Annotated in this window: 23 protein-coding genes and 1 pseudogene; 2 read left to right on the top strand and 22 right to left on the bottom strand. The window is 34.5% G+C overall.

Features of this window, described 5'->3' with window-relative positions:
- Nucleotides 1–7: 7 nt before the first annotated feature.
- The 8 genes and pseudogenes from LK443_RS04770 to LK443_RS04735 form a co-directional block, all read right to left on the bottom strand.
- Complete coding sequence (locus tag LK443_RS04770; protein WP_227930838.1) at nucleotides 8–787, bottom strand: sulfite exporter TauE/SafE family protein; 780 nt, start codon at nucleotides 785–787, stop codon at nucleotides 8–10.
- Nucleotides 768–902, bottom strand: a pseudogene (locus LK443_RS04765) (formylglycine-generating enzyme family protein); the annotation flags it as partial. The gene LK443_RS04770 and the pseudogene LK443_RS04765, both read right to left, overlap by 20 nt.
- 140 nt (nucleotides 903–1,042) lie before the next feature.
- Nucleotides 1,043–1,399 (bottom strand): initiation control protein YabA, encoded by a 357-nt coding sequence (locus tag LK443_RS04760; RefSeq protein WP_227930837.1) that lies wholly within the window; start codon nucleotides 1,397–1,399, stop codon nucleotides 1,043–1,045.
- Nucleotides 1,400–1,417: 18 nt separating this feature from the next.
- Nucleotides 1,418–2,368 (bottom strand): DNA polymerase III subunit delta', encoded by a 951-nt coding sequence (gene holB, locus LK443_RS04755; RefSeq protein WP_227930836.1) that lies wholly within the window; start codon nucleotides 2,366–2,368, stop codon nucleotides 1,418–1,420.
- Nucleotides 2,369–2,375: 7 nt separating this feature from the next.
- On the bottom strand, nucleotides 2,376–2,705 hold the full coding sequence (locus tag LK443_RS04750) for a cyclic-di-AMP receptor (RefSeq protein WP_227930835.1): 330 nt from the start codon (nucleotides 2,703–2,705) through the stop codon (nucleotides 2,376–2,378).
- A gap of 1 nt (nucleotide 2,706) precedes the next feature.
- Nucleotides 2,707–3,363: a dTMP kinase gene (tmk, locus tag LK443_RS04745; RefSeq protein ID WP_227932415.1), complete on the bottom strand. Its 657-nt coding sequence runs from the start codon at nucleotides 3,361–3,363 to the stop codon at nucleotides 2,707–2,709.
- A 120-nt stretch (nucleotides 3,364–3,483) separates the two neighbouring features.
- Entirely contained in the window at nucleotides 3,484–3,780 is a 297-nt protein-coding gene (locus LK443_RS04740) for a rhodanese-like domain-containing protein (protein WP_227932414.1), read from the bottom strand.
- Nucleotides 3,781–3,888: 108 nt separating this feature from the next.
- A complete protein-coding gene (locus tag LK443_RS04735) occupies nucleotides 3,889–4,092 on the bottom strand; it encodes a CPCC family cysteine-rich protein (protein ID WP_227932413.1) in 204 nt (67 codons plus the stop codon).
- Between the two features lie 199 nt (nucleotides 4,093–4,291).
- Between LK443_RS04735 and LK443_RS04730 the strand changes: the two genes are divergently transcribed.
- Nucleotides 4,292–4,678 (top strand): hypothetical protein, encoded by a 387-nt coding sequence (locus LK443_RS04730; RefSeq protein WP_227932412.1) that lies wholly within the window; start codon nucleotides 4,292–4,294, stop codon nucleotides 4,676–4,678.
- A gap of 141 nt (nucleotides 4,679–4,819) precedes the next feature.
- On the opposite strand, the gene LK443_RS04725 is transcribed toward LK443_RS04730, so the two are convergent.
- Both LK443_RS04725 and LK443_RS04720 read right to left on the bottom strand, forming a co-directional pair.
- Nucleotides 4,820–5,728, bottom strand: a complete 909-nt coding sequence (locus LK443_RS04725) for a tetratricopeptide repeat protein (protein ID WP_227932411.1) — start codon at nucleotides 5,726–5,728, stop codon at nucleotides 4,820–4,822.
- 271 nt (nucleotides 5,729–5,999) lie between these two features.
- A complete protein-coding gene (locus tag LK443_RS04720) occupies nucleotides 6,000–7,013 on the bottom strand; it encodes a serine hydrolase domain-containing protein (protein WP_227932410.1) in 1,014 nt (337 codons plus the stop codon).
- A gap of 122 nt (nucleotides 7,014–7,135) precedes the next feature.
- Here LK443_RS04720 and cysK point away from each other — a divergent pair, with 122 nt between their 5' ends.
- Entirely contained in the window at nucleotides 7,136–8,062 is a 927-nt protein-coding gene (gene cysK / locus LK443_RS04715; protein ID WP_227932409.1) for a cysteine synthase A, read from the top strand.
- A gap of 187 nt (nucleotides 8,063–8,249) precedes the next feature.
- On the opposite strand, the gene LK443_RS04710 is transcribed toward cysK, so the two are convergent.
- The 12 genes from LK443_RS04710 to LK443_RS04655 form a co-directional block, all read right to left on the bottom strand.
- A protein-coding gene (locus LK443_RS04710; RefSeq protein WP_227931110.1) for an IS3 family transposase occupies nucleotides 8,250–9,613 on the bottom strand; the annotation gives its coding sequence in 2 pieces (ribosomal slippage) (nucleotides 8,250–9,172 and nucleotides 9,172–9,613; 1,365 coding nt in all).
- 75 nt (nucleotides 9,614–9,688) lie between these two features.
- Nucleotides 9,689–10,393, bottom strand: coding sequence for a GntR family transcriptional regulator (locus LK443_RS04705; protein ID WP_227932408.1), 705 nt, complete (start codon nucleotides 10,391–10,393; stop codon nucleotides 9,689–9,691).
- Between the two features lie 111 nt (nucleotides 10,394–10,504).
- Nucleotides 10,505–11,302 carry a gluconate 5-dehydrogenase gene (locus tag LK443_RS04700; RefSeq protein WP_227932407.1) on the bottom strand — a complete coding sequence of 266 codons (798 nt, stop codon included), beginning with the start codon at nucleotides 11,300–11,302 and terminating at the stop codon, nucleotides 10,505–10,507.
- A gap of 13 nt (nucleotides 11,303–11,315) precedes the next feature.
- The gene (gene kduI, locus LK443_RS04695; RefSeq protein ID WP_227932406.1) at nucleotides 11,316–12,146 is read right to left on the bottom strand and encodes a 5-dehydro-4-deoxy-D-glucuronate isomerase; all 831 of its coding nucleotides are present in this window, start codon (nucleotides 12,144–12,146) and stop codon (nucleotides 11,316–11,318) included.
- Nucleotides 12,147–12,403: 257 nt separating this feature from the next.
- Entirely contained in the window at nucleotides 12,404–12,841 is a 438-nt protein-coding gene (gene agaF, locus LK443_RS04690) for a PTS galactosamine/N-acetylgalactosamine transporter subunit IIA (protein ID WP_227932405.1), read from the bottom strand.
- A gap of 146 nt (nucleotides 12,842–12,987) precedes the next feature.
- Nucleotides 12,988–14,139 (bottom strand): iron-containing alcohol dehydrogenase, encoded by a 1,152-nt coding sequence (locus LK443_RS04685; RefSeq protein WP_227932404.1) that lies wholly within the window; start codon nucleotides 14,137–14,139, stop codon nucleotides 12,988–12,990.
- A gap of 50 nt (nucleotides 14,140–14,189) precedes the next feature.
- Nucleotides 14,190–14,612: an RbsD/FucU family protein gene (locus tag LK443_RS04680; protein ID WP_227932403.1), complete on the bottom strand. Its 423-nt coding sequence runs from the start codon at nucleotides 14,610–14,612 to the stop codon at nucleotides 14,190–14,192.
- The gene (locus LK443_RS04675) at nucleotides 14,606–16,096 is read right to left on the bottom strand and encodes a rhamnulokinase (protein WP_227932402.1); all 1,491 of its coding nucleotides are present in this window, start codon (nucleotides 16,094–16,096) and stop codon (nucleotides 14,606–14,608) included. Before LK443_RS04675 ends, LK443_RS04680 begins: the two co-directional genes overlap by 7 nt.
- A 26-nt stretch (nucleotides 16,097–16,122) precedes the next feature.
- Nucleotides 16,123–17,202 carry an ABC transporter substrate-binding protein gene (locus tag LK443_RS04670; RefSeq protein WP_227932401.1) on the bottom strand — a complete coding sequence of 360 codons (1,080 nt, stop codon included), beginning with the start codon at nucleotides 17,200–17,202 and terminating at the stop codon, nucleotides 16,123–16,125.
- Nucleotides 17,203–17,275: 73 nt separating this feature from the next.
- Nucleotides 17,276–18,259 carry an ABC transporter permease gene (locus LK443_RS04665; protein WP_227932400.1) on the bottom strand — a complete coding sequence of 328 codons (984 nt, stop codon included), beginning with the start codon at nucleotides 18,257–18,259 and terminating at the stop codon, nucleotides 17,276–17,278.
- A gap of 18 nt (nucleotides 18,260–18,277) precedes the next feature.
- The gene (locus LK443_RS04660; RefSeq protein WP_227932399.1) at nucleotides 18,278–19,774 is read right to left on the bottom strand and encodes a sugar ABC transporter ATP-binding protein; all 1,497 of its coding nucleotides are present in this window, start codon (nucleotides 19,772–19,774) and stop codon (nucleotides 18,278–18,280) included.
- On the bottom strand, nucleotides 19,767–20,138 hold the full coding sequence (locus LK443_RS04655; protein WP_227932398.1) for a PTS lactose/cellobiose transporter subunit IIA: 372 nt from the start codon (nucleotides 20,136–20,138) through the stop codon (nucleotides 19,767–19,769). Before LK443_RS04655 ends, LK443_RS04660 begins: the two co-directional genes overlap by 8 nt.
- Between the last annotated feature and the right edge of the window lie 4 nt (nucleotides 20,139–20,142).

The raw sequence follows: 20,142 nt of genomic DNA, 5'->3' as shown, positions 1-20,142 counted from the left end.
TTTGTATTCACAACCGTTGATACACATTATACAAATTGATAAATAATAATAATATCATCAGTAAATGATAACATATTAGTACTTGTTGGTGGGTTAATTTCTTTTGAATTTTTGTTCCAAAATATCCCCCTAAAAATGCAAAAACAATCATCAAAATTACTAACAACCCATTCCATTCAATCTGATGCAGATGCGTCACAATCGAACCCATTTTCATAATCTGCGCGAAGAAAATCATTTGAATCGAATAAAATGCTGCTTCTTTTGATTTCATCGAAAAGAAATATAATAACAGCACAATATTCAATGGACCTCCCCCAATTCCAAGGAAAACAGATACTAAACCTACACCCCAACCTAAAACCATAATCCCAAATAATTGGTTTAAGGAATGAGTCGCAATTTTTTCTTGGAAAAAGGCATACACAATAATCCCCACCAGAATGATAACTAATAAAATCGATTGAGATAAACTCACCAATCGATTTCCCCAAACTTGTAAAGCCATCTGAAAAATTTGTTCTCCAGATAATCCCCCTACAATCGAACCTATCGAAAGACCTAATGCAATTTTTCGCTGACTATTTTTTACATCATCCCATCTTTTATAGAGCGAAACAATACACATAGAAAATACCGCAATTGTCGAATACACACTAATCATCGCTGCTTGATCTAACCCAACAAAATCAAAAGCCGGTTTAATAATAATTCCTCCACCTAATCCCGTTATTGCACCAATAAAGGTCGCAATCCAGACGATGATGCTATATATTGCTACGTACATATGATTCCTCCTCAAAACAGACACAACGAAATCCCATATGACTTGTTGTAGACATTACAAAGTCGCTATTTCTAGCTGCTACTCGATATCGATTACAATAAGAACAATGACATAAAGAAAATCAGAATAACAGACTAAAAAAACTTTTCACGTAGCAGTACCTAGGCTCGAAGTTTAGCCATGAGACAGCGTAAGCTGGCTGCTGGCGTCCTTGCTACTAATAGAAAAGTGTTTTTTTGTCTGTTATTCTAACATTTATTGCTTTTCACTAAATAAAATTTCGGTACAAAACATGCAGTTTTCATCGTTATCGCGACGTTTCCCATAATAAAAATTACAAATATGGAATCCTTGATCATAAATATTTTCCAAATTAATTAATGACTGACTGCGTTTTTTCTTTTGTTCCACCTGCTCATTAGATTGATCCGTTGGAACTGTTTCGTCGATGGTATCTAATCGTTCTTTTAAGTGAAGATTTTCCATCGTTAAATTATGATTTTCTTCAATGACCACTTGTAATTCTTGACTAATTTCTTCTAACAATTGTAACTGTTGATGAACTTGTCTTTTTAATTGTTCTACTCGGTCATATAATTGACGATTCGTCATACCATCTCTCCTTCCTTGCTAAGGAATCATTAATACCCATTGTTCCAGGGCAGCTTGTATTCCAACATTTGCTTGAACTTTTTCTAACACTTTACTTGTCTTCTCATGAAATTCAATCCATTTTTGCACCGTCAACTGATTTGCAATAGTTTGCAAGGTAGCTGCTTTGTCTTTTTGAATCAATTGCTCTTTCGCACCGATTGCCGTATAAAGAGAATCTCTCACATAAATGGATAACAATTCTAAAAATCGTTGTCCTTCTGCTTTTGAAGTTAGTAACGGCATCATTTGCGACTGAATCGTTACAAATGCCATAGATCGATTTTGAAACACTCGTGTAAACCATTGCCAACTATCTTGACGTAATTGTTGAAATGATTCACTATTGGCTAATTCCAATGCTTCATCCAAATCACTCGTCAGTGTTACTAATAAGCGAGAGACAGAAGGAATTACTCCTGCTTCTTCTAATTGAGTCGTCAACATTTCCATAACGGGAGTAGCAAAATGAACAATTTGACAACGAGATTGAATCGTTGGTAGTACCTTACTGAGTCGGCTTGTTAATAATAAAAATAATATCGAAGACTCCGGCTCTTCTAAAAATTTTAACAGGCTATTGGCTGCACCAGTTGTTAAGGTATCCACATCATGAATGATACACACTTTCATATGCCCTTCCATCGCTGTTTTGGATAGTTGTTGTTTTAACTCTCGTATTTGATCCACTTTTAACGATTGCCCATCAGGAGTAATCTCCATAACATCAGGGAAATTTCCCTCATCAATTCTTCGGCAATAATCACATTGGGAACAAGGTTCTTCATGAGTAGCTCGTTCTTGGCAAAACACTAATTTCGCAAGAAAGAGTGCTAACTCTCTTTTTCCAACGCCTTGCATTCCTTCAAATAAATACGCATGACCTAAACGTTTTTTTTGAACCGCATGAATAAAAGATTGCTTCAACATCTTCATATTAGAAACGATAGAAAGCATCTACTGGAACAACAAATACTGTTGCACCACCTACACGAATTGGAACGGGCATCGACATTCCAGCTTCTAACGTTGTATCTAAATGCACTGGCGGAGTTGTTAATTGTTCTCTTGATTCACAGTTTTCACGAATAATCGATAAAACTTCCTCCACACGTTCTTCTTCAATCCCTACTAAGAATGTTGTGTTTCCTGCTCGTAAAAATCCACCTGTTGTAGATAAACGAGTGGCACGAATATTTGCATTTGCAAATTCATCGCTTAATAAATGACTATCTTTGTCTTGTACAATCGCAATAATTAATTTCATATTATCTCTCTCCATTCGTAAAATATTCTGGATAACGGTCTACTAAAGCTGTTAAACATTCTTGAACAACTTCATCCACTGTTTTTGTTGCATCAATTTGGATAAACCGTTCAGGATCTGTTGGAATAATATCTAAATATCCTTGACGAACCATTTTGTGGAATTGTAATCCTTCTTGATCTAAGCGGTCAAATTGACGATTCCCTTTTGCTAAATGAATTCTTTCTAATCCAATTTCAGCTGGAACATCTAAATACAATGTCACATCTGGTGTTTTTCCCGTTGTTGCAAATTGATTTAATTGATACACCTCTTCGACACCAATACCACGAGCTACCCCTTGGTAAACTAATGAACTGTCTACAAATCGGTCGCAAAATACAATGCCACCTTTTTTTAAATTCGGTAAAATTCGATCCGTTAAATGTTGTCTCCTCGCAGCTGCGTATAAAATCGCTTCTGTTCGAACATCCATTTCTACATTTTGAACATCTAAAATAATTTGTCGAATATCCTCTGCAATTCGACTTCCTCCAGGTTCTCGAGTAGAAGTAATGGTCACATTTGTTCGTTCTTCTAATAATGGAATAAGCTTTTCAATGACAGTTGTTTTTCCTGATCCATCTGGGCCTTCCATCGTAATAAATAATCCCGGCACAATACTCCTCCTAGTTTCGCAAATTCTATTTCATTTTATCACATTTTCCAATGAACTTAAATTCAAAATTCAACATTCAATCGAAAATCTGAGAATCAACTGCTACATAGAAAAGCTACCCTACTTAGCAACTTCACCTTGCCACTCATTCATTCCACCCGTAACATTAATCACATCAAAACCTTGCGCTTCCAAAAATTCGCACGCTCTACCTGAACGTCCACCTACTTGGCAAACAACATAATAAGGTTGATTTTTATCTAACTGAGTATAAGTTGTGCCTAATTCACTTAATGGAAAATGATCTGCTCCTGGAATATGTCCAGATTGATATTCATCTTTTTCACGAACATCCATTAAAACGACTTCCTCTAATTGTTTAACTACTTGAAATTCTGCTGCTGTAATATTTTTCATTTTTCTAACTCCTTTCGATCATCTATTTTCTTTGATTTTAACATATTACATATACTTGTCCTACTTTTGAGTCTTATAAAAAACACCTAGATAAATTCTAGGTGCAACTTAACGAATCGGTATCCCTTTAGCATATGCTTCTTTTGCCTCTGCTAGTGTCATTTTATTTGGTCCACCATCAATATTTATAATTCCCATATTCTGCCAATGACATACATCACAAAAATCATAGTCCATCACTCCATGTCCGCATACTGGGTAATGAAGCCATAGATACCCATCAATTTCCCATGTTTTTTCTGAATTTTCCATTGTAATACTCCTCTTCATCACATCTTACTTCTAAAAATGAAAGCCCTTAATTACTATTATATCAGAAAAAATATTAAAAATAAGACTGTTTTTAAAGAAAAATTAAGGATAAAATATAGGTAAAATAGAAAAATAAGGAAAGGTGGCTGTAGTTTAGTTATATTCATTCGTCAATTATAAAATTAAGGGGGAGAAAGAAATGAAAAAATTTATTATTAGATGTTCAATTCTGCTAGTACTATTCAATTCAATTAATGCACTTTTTAAGCAAACCACAATTCAAGCTAAAAGTGTAGAGTTAAGCTCAACCTACGACAAAAACAGTAATTCTATCATTTATAGTAACGGCGACATTGTACTTTTAAAAGAACAAGAACTAGTTGAAAATCGTGAAGCGATAACTTCTAGAATATTGGTAGGATGGATTGCTGACGGTACATTAATTTATGCTACCGGACATAGTGGCGGAGAATGGGTTGCAAGATCATGGCAATATATATCTGAACATCCTAACGCTAGCGAAGTTCACTTAAGTGATTATGGATGTTCTTTAAACCCTATTCATTCCCAATTTGGTTGCCATTAGGAGATGTTACAGATGAAAAAACTAATCATTTTTATTTTGGGTATACTTACTTTTTTTCTTATTAAATATTTGATTTTTAAATGAAACGAATGAAGAGGAATTAGTTCAAATTTAGAAACTAACTCCTCTTCATTTCAATTACTATTTCTTCTTCGTTAAGGTTTTCTTTGTCACTATTAACCATTCAGCAAAATAATTTAAGTCAATTGTTTTAGCTAATCGACCAAAGCATAACACTAAACTCTCCAAACTATTTGGTCTATAATATCCATCGTTTGGCTCATCTGCTATCATTTCTACGCCTTCTGCTCCCTCCTTCTTTAGCAAACGTAAAAATTTCGTTACATCAGAATTTTCTTTTAATAGTTTTCTATAATAATCCTCAGCTACTTCGTTTTCACCAACTTTAAGAGCAACCAAAATCATTGGCACTAAAAGTAAATCATTCAATCGATATTCCTTTTCATATTCGTCTAAAAACGATTTTGCTTCATCGTATTTTTCTAAGTGTGCATACACATTCATCAATTCAAAACGAGCGCCAAGTGAATCGTTCGGATTCATTTCTAGCAATTCTTTATATTGCTTTTCTGCTTTTGTGAAGAAAGCATTTCTAACATATTTACCTGCTAAATCAGCTTTTAAACGAAGATACGGACGATTTTCGATATACTCCCATCCCATCTCTTCTGAATCTAACTTTTTAACTTCTTCTCTTTCTAGTTTTTCTAATTCGTATAGTTCTTCAGGTCGAGGTAGATAGCTAAACAAAGCTTGCTTAGCTTCGATATTGTCTGGTTCTATTTCCAAAATTTGTTTCGCAATCTTTTTACGTTTTGGAGATCCTAGTCTTGCATAATGCAATTCTTCTAGTAAATCCCACAATAAATCTTCATCTGTATCATCAATAAATTCTCCTCCCATCGCTATGTTCAGATTATATTTCATCTGAAAAGCAGCAATGGCTTGCTCTTCATCTTGAAATTCATCTCCATGTTCATCCAAGAATTTATATAGTAATGTTATAATTTTTTCTGTTTCAAATGACATAGTGTGCCTCCTTTAATTGTCTATTTGAATTATAGCAAAAAAAATCAGCAAAATACACGTAATCGTCCAATCACCAATCGTATCAAAAACAATCTCCCCCAAAATAATCGAGGAACTCTACAAATGCTGCTATAATAATGCACACATTCGGGAATTTAAAAATGAAATTGAACGATTTATTAAACATTACAATGAAGATTTCATTAAAAAGTTTGTGTGGTCACTACAGCGAGTCTGCTGACGTCCATTGCTACCATATCAAGAAGTCATTTTATGCATCGCTTTCCTGTTCGTAAAGCAGAATCAATTCTTCTCGTAATCGATTATAAGACGGCGTATCTTCATACTGATAGATACGATTCGTCAACATTATCATCGCTTGTTTTCTTGTTAAATTCATCATCACCGTTGTCCCTGTAAACCCAGTATGTCTTAACCAGGTTTGTTCCCCCACTTGATCCATATCCCATCCAAGAGAACGTCCTGCTTGTCTTGTAGGTGTCCAGTCCCTCAGTAAACTTTGCATCATCTCTGCACTACAATATTCAAAGTCTCCCAACTTTCCATCATGTAAATATAATTGCACTAATGTAATACAATCATCCAATGTTGCGAACAGTCCCGCACTGCCACATCTTCTTTGTAAAATACTCGCTTTTGGATCATGTACTTCTCCTTGCAATAATCTTCCACGTCTTTCTTCAAAAGCTGTTGGCACGCAACATTCCCTAGTCAGTGGTCCATAAGTTGCTGTGAGATTCAATGGACGTGCAATTCTTTCGTCAAATAAATCTGCTATCGGTTTCCCAAATTCTTTTTCCAAAATAATTCCTGCCAACACAAATCCTGTATCTGTATATTTTACCGTATGGTGAAAAGTTTCCGTTACTGGTAATGTCGATAAAGCTTCAATTAACTCCTCCGGTGCTAATTCATTACGATTTTCAATATATCCCCACAGCCCTGAAGTATGAGTCATTAAATGACGAAGCGTAACTCTTTCATCAGCATTTGGGAACCATTTAATGATAGGTGCATCCAAATTCATTTCCTTCTTTTCTACCATTTGCACGAGTAAAGTACTTGTTACAAATGCTTTTGTAACAGACGCAAGGTCATAAAACATTCCATCTTCGACCAGTTTACTGTCCGAATCTTTTGTAAGAGTACCTGCAACTATCTTTTCTACTTCTTCGCCTTCAATAAAAGCAACACTAAATCCTGGATAAATACCCTTTTCCATGAATTCTCGAATCTTTCCTATCGTTTTCGGATGTTTTTTCATAAAAACGCCCCTTTCTTTTAATTTTTTCAAGCAAAACTCTTGTTTTTGTCAAAATACAGGTCTAAAATACCCCTTAAGCAGCCCTTCAAAGTTGCCCAATTAAATATTTTGGAGGTATTCTTATGTCAAAAAGAGTAAACCGTATTACCGAATTAATCGGTCATACACCCCTTGTTAAACTAAATCGTTTAACAGATGCAGATAGTGCAGATATTTACGTAAAAGTGGAAGCTTTTAACGCTGGTGGTTCTGTAAAAGACCGTATCGCACTTAATATTATTGAAACTGCTGAAAAAGAAGGTCAGCTAAAACCAGGAGATACCATTATCGAAGCAACTTCTGGAAATACTGGTGTCGGCTTATCCCTAGTTGGAGCAGCTAAAGGCTACAAAGTGATTACAATTATGCCGGACTCAATGTCTATCGAACGTCGTCAATTAATGGCAGCCTATGGTACAGAAGTACTATTAACACCTGCTGCTGAAGGTTTCGGTGCTGCAGTTCAAAAGGCAGAAGAATTAGCACAACAACCTGGTTATTTCTGGGCAAAACAATTTGATAACCCAGCTAACCCAAGCATTCACTATCAAACAACTGGTCAAGAAATTATTCAAGCCTTTGATGGTGAAACACCAGACGCATTTGTTGCCGGAATCGGAACAGGTGGTACTATTACAGGTGTTGGTCGTGCCTTAAAAGAAAAAAATGCTGCAGTTCAAATAATTGGTGTAGAACCTGAAGAAGCTCCATTTATCTCAAAAGGACAAAAAGGAAAACACCGTATTCAAGGAATTTCCGCTGGATTCTTACCAACTATCTTAGACAAAGACATTATCGATGATTTCGAATTAATTACAAGTGAATTAGCCATTGAAACAGCTAAGAAATTAGCTACTACCGAAGGAATTCTAACAGGAATTTCATCGGGTGCTGCAGTTGCTGCTGCATTACGTGTCGCTAAAAGACTTGGTAAAGGTCAAACTGTTGTTGCACTTCTACCAGATACTGGTGAACGTCACCTATCAACAGGTATTTTCAATCAAGAATAATGTTTACAATCAAAAACTCCTGTCACTGAAGTGACCCCAAAAAGTTAGACTTTTTTGAGACGACTTAAGTCGTCTCTTTTTGATTAATAAAACAAAATGTATGAATAACCCCCTAGGGGGTTCGCGCCAAAATTTTTGGCGCGTTTTTTCTTGGAAATATTATTAAACTTTCAATTAGATTTACTAGTTAAGCAATACGAGCAGAGTTTGAATGAGTTATTCTGTAATTTACAGGACTTAGTCCATCCAGTTTAATTTTTATACGTTTGTTGTTGTAATAATCAATATAATCGATAATAGCTTTCTCTAATTCCTCAAGAGACTTAAATTCTTTTTCAAATCCATAAAACATTTCTGATTTCAAAATACCAAAGAAAGATTCCATCATACCATTATCTGCACTGTTCCCCTTACGTGACATAGACGGCTTTATATCTTTACTTTCTAAAAATCGATGATAAGAATCATGCTGGTATTGCCAACCTTGGTCACTGTGGAGAATAGTATTTTTGTATTTTTCATCTGTAAATGCCTCGTTTAACATTGCCTTTAGTTGATGTAAGTTAGGTGAACGAGAAAGATTGAACGCAATAATTTCACTGTTAAATCCATCTAAGACTGGTGATAAATATAGTTTCTGTTCACTACTTGGAATGGCAAACTCCGTTACATCTGTGTAACATTTTTCCATTGGTTTAGATCCTTCAAAATCACGTTGAATCAGATTATCTGATTTCTTTCCAACATCTCCTTGGTATGAATAATATTTGCGTTTACGACGAATACGGGCAATTAAACCAAGTGCTTTCATTAAGCGTTGTACCTTCTTATGATTCACTTTAAAGCCACGATTTCTTAATTCTAAATGAATTCTACGGTAACCATAGTTTTCCTTATGTTCTGTAAAAATATCTTGTATTTCATCTTTAAGCTGTTGATCCTTATCCGGTTGGTTCATTTGTTTTAAATGGTAATAGTACGTTGAACGAGCTAAATTAATTACTTTAAGAAGAATATCCAATGGAAATTCATTGATTAATTCTTGAACAATTTCAGTTTTTCTTCTTTCTCTTTTTCCTCCTTCAATCGTAGTTCCCTCAACTTTTTTAGAACAGCAATTTCCGCCTTTAAGTATAGATTTTCTAATTCAAGATGTTCTAATTCTGTCATTTCTTCTAATTTTTTCTTTGGCTTACGTCCCATTGAATTTGGTCTCCCTCTTGTTTTCTCAACAATAGTATACCCATTTTTCTTATATTGTGCTAGCCAATTTGAAAGTAGGGAACGATTAGGAAGTGCATAATCAATAGCCACACTTGTTTGTGAACGACCTTCTAAAAGAACTTTATTCATTATTTCCTGCTTTAGTTTTGGTGAATAGTAACGATTTTTTTCTTTTTTAACAATTTCTATTCCATATTGATCAATCAATCGAACTAAGTATTTAATATTAGAATCGGCAATATCGTATTTCTTTGAAAGATTCTTTAAACTTTCACCTTGTTTTCTTAGTTGATAAATTTCTATTTTATCTTCATAAGTTAATTTCATTAAAAAACACCCCAAAAGTTAGATTTTTCATGTCTAACTTTTGGGGTGCAGTACAATTTTTGAGAGTTTTTTAATCTATTCAGCTGTAATTTCTATTTCATAATAACTTGGATGAATATAGCTTTCAGAATATTCAATGAGTTCTTTCGTTGAACTTGAATAAATTGTTTTTTTAACGAGAACAACATAACGTGATTGAAGCTCCTCCGCTTCACTACCATCTATATCCTTAAATTCAATCGTCATCGTTATCGGCATATTTACCAGATTTTTCTCTAGAGCAAGCTCCTTAGAAACACTTCCACCTTGTGCAATCCTTTTAACGGAAGCTTCATTTAAATTTGAAGCTTGTACATAACGTTTTTGAATCTTCCACATTATTTCATCAATCATCGCTTTTTGAATAATTTCGTATAAGCGATCACTAGTATCAAATTTCGTACGAATATCTAAATCATTACAAATACGAATATCTGTACAAAATTTTTCAGAATTTTTCTTAGGATTCAAAACCTTTTTTAATTTTTCAGTAAAACTTACTTTCCGATGTAACATATTTTTACGAACAAAAGTCCCTTCTCCTTGCTTACGAATCAAGAAACCTTCAGCTACTAAATCGTTTAACGCTTTAACAACCGTTGTATTACTAACATTATAAATGCGTTTTAAGTCACCTTCGGAATAAATCTTAGATCCCGGCTTGAATTTTCCTTCATCTATTTCCCTAAGAATATCTTGCTTTATAATTTCATATTTTGGCAACAATACTAACACTTCCATCTTTTTATGATACGATAATCATAACAAATTTATGTTATGAAGTAAACAAAACGAAACACCTCTCCACACTACGAAGAGGTGTTCTTGTGAAATTCGTTTTTTATCGAATTATTAAGGTTGTTTTCCAATATACGCTAAAATACCACCATCCACATACAAAATATGACCATTTACAAAATCGCTAGCATGACTTGCTAAAAAGATTGCAGGTCCTTTTAAATCCTCTGCTTCTCCCCATCGTTCAGCCGGAGTTTTTGCAATAATGAATTTATCAAATGGATGTCTTTCTCCATCTGGTTGAATTTCGCGAAGAGGGGCTGTTTGAGGTGTTGCAATATATCCTGGTCCAATCCCATTACATTGTATATTGTAACTACCATATTCTGATGCAATATTACGAGTTAACATCTTCAACCCACCTTTTGCAGCAGCATACGCAGAAACCGTTTCACGTCCCAACTCACTCATCATCGAACAGATATTGATAATCTTACCTCCCCCATTTTGAATCATTGATGGAATCACTGCTTTAGCCATAATAAACGGAGCATTTAAATCTACATCAATAACTTGTCGGAAATCCTCAGCTGACATTTCATGCATTGGAATACGTTTGATAATACCAGCATTATTAACTAGTATATCAATTACACCTACTTCTGATTCGATTTTTCTAACCATCTCTTGAACGCCAGGTTCATCAGTAACATCACAAACATATCCATATGCTTTGATTCCCTTTTCAGCATAGTTAGCTAAACCTTTTTCAACGCCACTTTTATTTCTGTCATTAAACACTATAGTTGCGCCTGCACTTGCTAAGGCTTCTGCAATTGCAAATCCAATTCCATATACTGCACCAGTTACCAGTGCAACTTTCCCTTTTAATGAAAATAATTCATTTGTCATATCTAACACCTCACTATTTTAGTTCTTGCATAGGTACCATATCCATATCCGTATAGGTAATATTTTCTCCCGCCATTCCCCAAATGAATGTATAGTTTGAAGTACCAACTCCTGAGTGAATTGACCAACTAGGTGAAATACAAGCCTCTTCGTTCCCAATTACTAAATGTTTTGTTTCTTGTGGAGTACCCATAAAATGAAACACTCTTGTATCAGGTTCCATATCAAAATAAAGATATGTTTCCATTCTACGTTCATGTGTATGGCATGGCATTGTATTCCATGAACTACCTGGCTCAAGTACAGTATATCCTAATTGTAGTTGACAACTTTCACATTGATTAGGATGAACATATTGATAAATCTTTCTTTGATTTAATGTACTGGAATCCCCCGTACAAAGTGGAATAATCTTTTCAATACTCAATTTTTTATTTGGGTATTTATGATGTGCCGGAACTGAAACAATATAAAATTTAGCTGGATTTTCTGAAGATACACTTGAAAAAGTAATATCTTTTGTTTCTTTTCCAATATAATATCCATCTTGTTTTACCATATTTTCAGAAACTCCATCAATTTCTATAATACCAGGTCCTCCAATATTAATAACACCCATCTCACGTCTTTGAAGAAAATACTCTCCCCCTAATTCAGTAGATAATTCTATACTTAATTTTTCTTCTAACGGCATTATACCACCAAAAATCATACGATCATTATGAGTATATGTTAACTTCACTTTATTTGGTTCAAAAACTTTTTCTACTAAAAATTCCTTTCTCAATTGTTCTGTAGAATAATGTCTGATATCCTCTGGACTATGTGTATATCTTGTTTCCATTGTTATCCTCCTTATTTTTTATAAAAGCAATTTGTCATCCAAAACTATTCCGATTTTGGTAACGCTCTCTAATATAGTCTAACACTAAATAAATTATGTTTCAAGAAAAAATTAAAGTGTTAACACGTTAAGTTTTAAGTTTAAAAAATATTACCTTCGTAAACCAGAAATAATTAGACAAATTATAACCACATTCAAATGTTTACATAGGTATTATTACTACTTTATTTTTAAAATTGTTTATCTACTTATCAGAATTAAATTCCTTCCTCATCATTCTCAATTTTTTCTTCTTTTGTTGGTAATACTACATGTTGAATTCCTTCTTTACCAGCACTTAAGCTTTGTGTTACTACCGCTTTTGCGTCACTCGCAAATTCACGGAACATTGCAATTTCAATTAACATTGGTAAATTAGTCCCTACTACTACTTCAACATTTTCGAACGCTACTGAAGCCATCATAGCTGCTTTAAAAGGACTTCCTCCTAATAAATCTGCATAAACCACAATTCCATCTGTTGTTTCTTGTAATTCTTCTATTGCAGTTCGCATATTTTGTTCTAATGTTTCCATCGGTTCACTTTCACGAAATGGAACTACTTTAAATGCCTCTTGCTTCCCTGCAATCATTTCTAATGCATGAGCTACACCAACTGCATACTCCCCATGTCCTGTTAAAATTAATCCAATCATACTATTGCCTCCTTAATCTATTATACTTATATACTAGTCTAGGTTTTAATAAAATACAAGTAGAAATTCAAACGTTTTCAAATTTTTCTTTGCACTAAAAAAATGCCCCTTTAAAAGGGGCATTACAATTTGAAATTTTCAATGCATTAGAATAATTCTTTATAGAAAGCAATTGTTTCTTCTAATGTTGGCATGAATGGGTTACCAGGTGCACAAGCATCAATTAATGCATTGTTTGATAGATATTCGAAATCAAAATCTTTTTCTTCAATTCCTAATTCAGTTAATTTTTTAGGAATACCTACTGTTTCAGATAATGTTTCAATTTCTTTAATTGCATAAGCCGCACATTCTTCATCTGTTTTACCTGCTGGATCTAATCCTAAAGCTTTTGCTACATCGCGGAATGCTGCTGGAACACGTTTTGCATTTTCACGTTCAATAACTGGTAATAACATTGCACAGCATACACCGTGTGGTAATTTGTATACAGCACCTAATTGGTGAGCCATTGAGTGTACATAACCTAAACCTGCGTTATTGAATGACATACCACCTAAGAAGATAGCATTTACCATTCCTTCACGAGCTTCGATATCGTGACCGTCTTTTACAGCACGTGGTAAGTATTCTTTAATTAATTCAATTGCACCAATTGATAATTTTTTAGTTACTCCATAAGCACCTGGTGTTACTAATGCTTCAACAGCGTGAGTTAAAGCATCCATACCTGTTGCTGCAGTTAATGGAGCTGGTTTAGAAACCATTAATTCTGGGTCATTAACTGAGATTAATGCTAAACTATTTTTATCAACCATTACCATTTTAACTTTACGTTCTTCGTCAGTAATAACGTAGTTAATTGTAATTTCTGCTGAAGTACCTGCTGTAGTATTGATAGCTACTACTGGTAAACCTTTTTTAGCTGATTTGTGTAATCCTTCATAATCTTGAGGTTTTCCGCCATTTGTTGCGATAACTGAAATACAGCTTGCAGCATCTTGTGGAGATCCACCACCTAAACTAATAATGAAGTCACAGTTGTTTTCTTTTAATGCGCTAACACCATCTGTTACGTTTTTACAAGTTGGGTTAGGTTCTACATCAGAGAATACAACATAATCAATTTCTGCTTCATCTAAAGGTTTTGTAACTTTAGGAAGAATTTCACTTGATTCGATAAATTTATCCGTTACTAATAAAGCCTTGTTGTAACCTAAATCTTTTACATAAGAACCAATTTCACTTACTACTCCTCTTCCGATTAAGTTAATTGCTGGTACATAAAATGTTGACATAATATTTCTCCCCTTAAATTTGTTTCATTAATTTTTGTATTTTTTAGTGTTTATAAAACGCCTTTTTTAAGAATAATATTGCCATACAAGGCACTTTCTCCCGTTTGAATGACTAGATAAGCTTTCTCGGCTTGATCATAAAACTCAAAACGTTCAAATTCTTTAATCGCTGCACCTGGATGACTTTCTTCTAATATTTTTTTATACTCATCCCAAATTACTGGAACTGTTGTATCTCCTGGCACTACTTGCATTAGTCCTGCTTGATAAGAACTATAAGTGTCTAATGGTAATAATTTTAGAATTGCTTCTAACGCTACCGGAACTCCATGTCCGTCCATACGAACAACACGTTGTCCAATGCGGTGAGCTGGAAAATTCGCATCCGCGATTACCAGCTCATCACCATGACCCATTTCCATTAAATATGCCACTAAATCAGGACTCAAAATTTTAGGAATTTGTTTTAACATGATGAAATTCCTTTCTTAATTTGTTTGAATTTTTGTTGAATATTTGTAAATCCTTCAACAGGTTGAGGCTCATAACGAGTCACATCTTCTGAAGCTTTAATTAGATTTTTTGCTTCTTGACGTGAATGAATCACTTCTAGTGTCAATAATTGAGAAAGGATATTTCCTAATGCACTTGCTTCCACGGGTCCTGTAATAACAAGACGATTTGTGAAGCTAGCAGTAATTTGACACAATAATTTATTTTGGATTCCTCCACCTACCATTTGTACGGTTGTCATTTCTTGTTTTGTTAAGTTTTCTAATTGTTCAATTGTTTCTAAATAAGTTAATGCTAAACTTTCAATTACAATTCGTACAATATGTCCTTTTGTTTGAGGAACAGCTTGTCCTGTTACTTTACAAAACTCTTTAATTTTACTTTCCATATCTCCTGGTGAAGCAAATACTGGATTGTTTGGATAAATCCATGTTTGATTATCCGTTACTTTTTCAGCTAATTGTACCATTTCAGCAAAGCTTACTTCTTCACCTTGACTTCTCCAGTCACGTTGTAATTCTTGGATAATCCACATGCCAGTTGTATTTTGAAGTAATCTGTATTTACCATCGAAGCATCCTTCATTTGTTAGACCTGATTCAAATGCTTCATCCGTAATCACCGGTTTATCAGATTCAATTCCTACTAAAGACCAAGTACCACATGAAATAAATACAGTACCTTTTTCATTTTCATAAGGAATTGCTAAAACTGCTGCCGCTGTATCATGTCCAGCTCCTGCAATTACTTTAAACGGTTCAACTTTTAATTTTTGAACAATTCTTGGTGATAAATCTCTTAATACTACCCCATTTTTAACTGGTGATGAGAACCATTTAGTTGGAATTCCAAGTTTTTCAAAAATTTCTTCTGAAAAATCTTGTGTGAATACATCGAGTAACCCACTTGTACTTGCGATTGTATATTCGTTTGCAAGAACACCCGCTAATAAGTAATTAATTAAATCTGGGATAAACAAAACTCTTTGTACGACTTCTTTTAGCTGTGGTTTTTCTTGTAAATCTGAATAAATTTGCAAGATTGTATTAAACGTTGCAGGTTGAACTCCTGTTTTCTTAAATAATTCATTTTTTGAAATTAATTGATAGAACGATTCCTCATAACGCCCCATTCGATTATCTCTGTAGCAATGCGGTTGATAGAGCAAATCTCCATTGTGATCTAAGTATGCATAGTCCACTCCCCATGTATCAACAGAAATGGAACGAATCGGAATAGAATCATTTGAAGCTTTTTTAATTCCTTGTTTGATTTCACCAAATAGGTGTAACAAATTCCAATACAATCCATCGTTAAGATTCACCGGCTCATTTTTGAACCGATGAACCTCTGATAACTGGAGGGAGCTGCCATTATAAACGGCTTGCATGACACGACCTGAACTTGCTCCTAAATCAATAGCTAACACTTTCATTAAGCTCATGCTTTTTCCTCCAAATTCTTTAAATTTTATTCATATAATAATGCTTTGATATCTTCTTTGTCGATGTTTGAAGCATCATACCATTTAGAACCTGTATCTACGTCTTTAACTGTTTCACCTTTAGCTGAAGCAATTGCTAATTTAACAGCTTGGTAACCAATTTGAACTGGGTCTTGAGTAACTGAACCTACAAAGATACCTTTACGGATAGCGTCTTGTTGTAAAGCACCTGAGTCAAAACCAACAGCTAAGATTTTATCTTTGCCTAATTTAGATTCTTTGAAACCACCGTTTGCGTTGATGATTGCTTTTGCAGCAAATTCATTTGAACCATAAATTGCAATAGTATCTTCTTTTTCTAATACAGTTGAAGCTTCTGTTTTACCAGCAGCATCGTCTACTTGTGCAGGAACACGAACTTCAATGACAACTTTTGCATCTGCTTCTGAAACATTGTTTTTGAATTTGTCATGTCCAACTACAGCTGTTTTAATACCTTTTTTCTCTAATAATTCAACCATTTTATCAATAAAACCACTTGTTCTTTGAGTGATTGATAGAGAGTTTACTTCTTGAGAAACAACCCCTATACGAGCTTTTTTATCTCCAACTTTGCTTTCTAATAATTTGAATAAGTTTTCTGCAGCATTTCCCCCAGCAGCGTGGTTGTCAGTTGAAGCTGTTGCTTTAATAGCTCCTTCTGGTGCACCAGGTACCCCTGAGTCAAACCCGATAATTGGAATATTTTTGCTTTGAGCTTGTTTAATTGCATCTAATTCAGCTTCTGTATCTAAAGCTGCTAATGCAATAGCTTTTGGATTTTTGTTGATTGCGTTGTTTAATTGTTCTAATTGTTCAGCAATCGCTGTTTCATTTTGTGGTCCTACGAATGTAATTTTAGCACCTAATTCATCTGCTGCTTTTGAAGCACCTTTGTTAACTGCTTTCCAAAAGTCATGTTGGAAACCTTTCGCAATTACTTCTACTTTAAAATCTCCACCTTTTGAACCTGATGCTGATCCACCACCTGATTTTGATGAACAGCCTGCTAAGATAGCAGAAGCACAAGCAAAAGTGGCAATTGCAAATTTCAATGATTTTTTCATAAGATTTCTCTCCTTTTATTTATCCTTTTTGGATGTATACTAAAATTTTGAAACACTCAATGCTTTTTAACACTTATTTTTTCTTGTTTTGACGGATTAAAATATCAGAGTAAACCGCTACAATTACTACAAATCCTGTGATGAATAATTGATAGTGTGGTTGTAAGTCGATATATGGTAAACCAATTTTCAATACTGACATAATGAATACCCCAATAATTGTACCAATTACTGAACCAACACCACCGGCTAATGAAGTACCACCGACTACTACCCCTGCGATTGCGTCAAGTTCCATACCGTTACCAGTACCAGGAAGAATTGTTGAGTAAGTTGCCGCATATGCGATACCAGCTAAACCAGCTAATAATCCACTAATAACATACGCTGTACCTTCCCATTTGATAACATTAACCCCAGAAAGTCTTGTAGCTTCTTTATTAGAACCAATTGCGAAAATGTAACGCCCAACTTTTGTTTTATTTAATACAACTGCTGCTAACAATGCTACAACAATCAGTACAATCAACCCTGTCGGGAAGTTATCTTGCGTTCTGAATAGGTCTTTATACCAACCTTCACCTGTTCCACGTAATGGGAATGTAATACTTTGTACATTAGAAATGATTGAACTTAAACCACGTGAAATCATCATTGTACCAAGTGTTGCAATGAATGGTGGCAAACCAAATCTCGCAATTAATACTCCGTTGAATAATCCGAATACACCTCCAATCACTAAAATTGCTAAAAGCGCTAACCATAAAGGCCAACCCATTTTTGTATGGAGCACACCACCAGTAATAGCAGCACACATCATTACAGTACCGATAGATAAGTCAATCCCACCAGTGATAATAACGAATGTTACCCCAATAGCTAAAAACCCAATGTAATAAGATGCATCTAAGATGCTAACTGCTGTATCAAATGAACGGAATGATTCACTTGAGATTGCAAAAAATCCAAAAATAACAATCAATGCGATTATTGCGATTAATTTTTGTAGCCCAACTGTTTTTACTAGTTTAGTCCAGATGGAGTTTTTCTCTTCCATATTTATACCCCTCTTCAATTATCGATCTGTAGCTAAAGCTAAGATACGTTCTTGTGTTGCTTGACTAATGTCAAGTTCTCCTGTTTTACGACCTTCACACATAACAACAATACGGTCACTCATACGTAGTATTTCTGTTAATTCTGAAGAAATCATAATGATTGATTTTCCTTGAGCAACTAGCTCGTTCATTAATGTATAAATCTCACTTTTTGCCCCAACGTCAATTCCTCGAGTTGGTTCATCAAAGATTAAGATATCACTATCTTGTTCTAACCATTTCGCGATAACAACTTTTTGTTGATTACCACCTGACAAATTACGAACTAATTGTTTTGAGGATGGTGTTTTTGTTCTTAATGATTTAACAAATTTATCACTTGCTGTAACAATTTCTGCATCATTAATTAACCCCCCATGTACATACTTATCTAAGTTTGTCATTACTGTATTATTAGCAATTGTCATATCCACAATACATCCATAACGTTTGCGGTCTTCAGACAAATATCCAATACCTTCACGAATAGCATCTTGAGGTGATTTAATATCCACTTCTTTTCCGTTAATCTTAATAGTACCGCTGTCTTTTTTATCCGCACCGAATAGTAAACGAGCTACTTCTGTACGACCTGCCCCCATTAAACCAGAGAAGCCTAAGATTTCGCCTTTTCTTAATACAAAACTTACATCTTTTACAGTGCTTCCTGCATTTAAATGTTCTACTTCTAAGACTACTGGTGCATCTTCTGGCACAGCTGATGCTGCTTTTGGATCTTCATAAATTGCACGTCCTACCATCATCGCAATAATTTCATCTTTAGTTGTATCTTTTGTATTTACTGTACCGACATATTCACCATCACGCATAACTGTTACTCGGTCAGTAATACGAGCAATTTCATCCATACGGTGAGAAATATAAGTGATTCCTACACCTTTTTGACGTAAATCATCAATAATCGCGAACAATTCATTGATTTCTGATTCTGTTAAAGCTGCAGTTGGTTCATCGAATACGATAACTTTAGCATCCATCGATAACGCTTTTGCAATTTCAACCATTTGTTGTTTTCCAACTGTTAAATGACCCACTTTTTCTTGTGGATTAATATCCAGTTTTAACAAGTTGAATAATTCTTTTGCCTTTTTATTCGCAGTATTATCATCAATAAATAAACCTTGACTAATTTCTTCACGACCAATGAAAATATTTTGTGCTACTGTTAAATCATTCATCATATTTAATTCTTGGTGAACAATAACAATACCATCATCCATTGCTTCTTTTGGTTTTGAATATTCCACTTGTTTTCCGTTATAGTGAATCGTTCCTTCATTCGGTTTATAAATTCCTGTTAAAACTTTCATTAATGTGGATTTTCCTGCACCATTTTCACCCATTAGGGCGTGTACTTCACCAGTTCTTAAGTCGAAATCTACACCTTTTAAGGCTTTTACTGGTCCAAAGCTTTTTACGATTCCCTTCATTTCAAGAATAACTGGATTACTCATGCGTTTCACCTACCTGTTCCAGTTTGATAACGCGCTCTTGGAGCGCTTTCATTTGCACTTGTTGTTCAACGATAATACCAACCATCTCAACGAGTAAGTGACTATTCATAAAATGATCTTGTGCATGTACAGCTAGTAATGTTGGAGTACTTGCTTCTCCTTTAATCTCTAGTTGAATCATTTCTGTTTGAATATTGTGAGCTTCTACTCCTTTAACTTTCGCTTCATCGAGTAACTCTCTTGCAGATGATATATCACCTGCAAGAGCACTCTTCATGGATTGCATTGCTAAAGTTGTCACTTTACTACTTTTTACTATGAGTTGCATCAATCGTCCTGTTTCTGCTTTTTTAGTATCATTCATAAGC

This window comes from Granulicatella elegans (assembly GCF_020735385.1).
Classification (GTDB): domain Bacteria; phylum Bacillota; class Bacilli; order Lactobacillales; family Aerococcaceae; genus Granulicatella; species Granulicatella elegans_B.
Note: the sequence above shows the minus strand (reverse complement) of the source record. Positions and strands in the feature narration are given on the sequence as shown.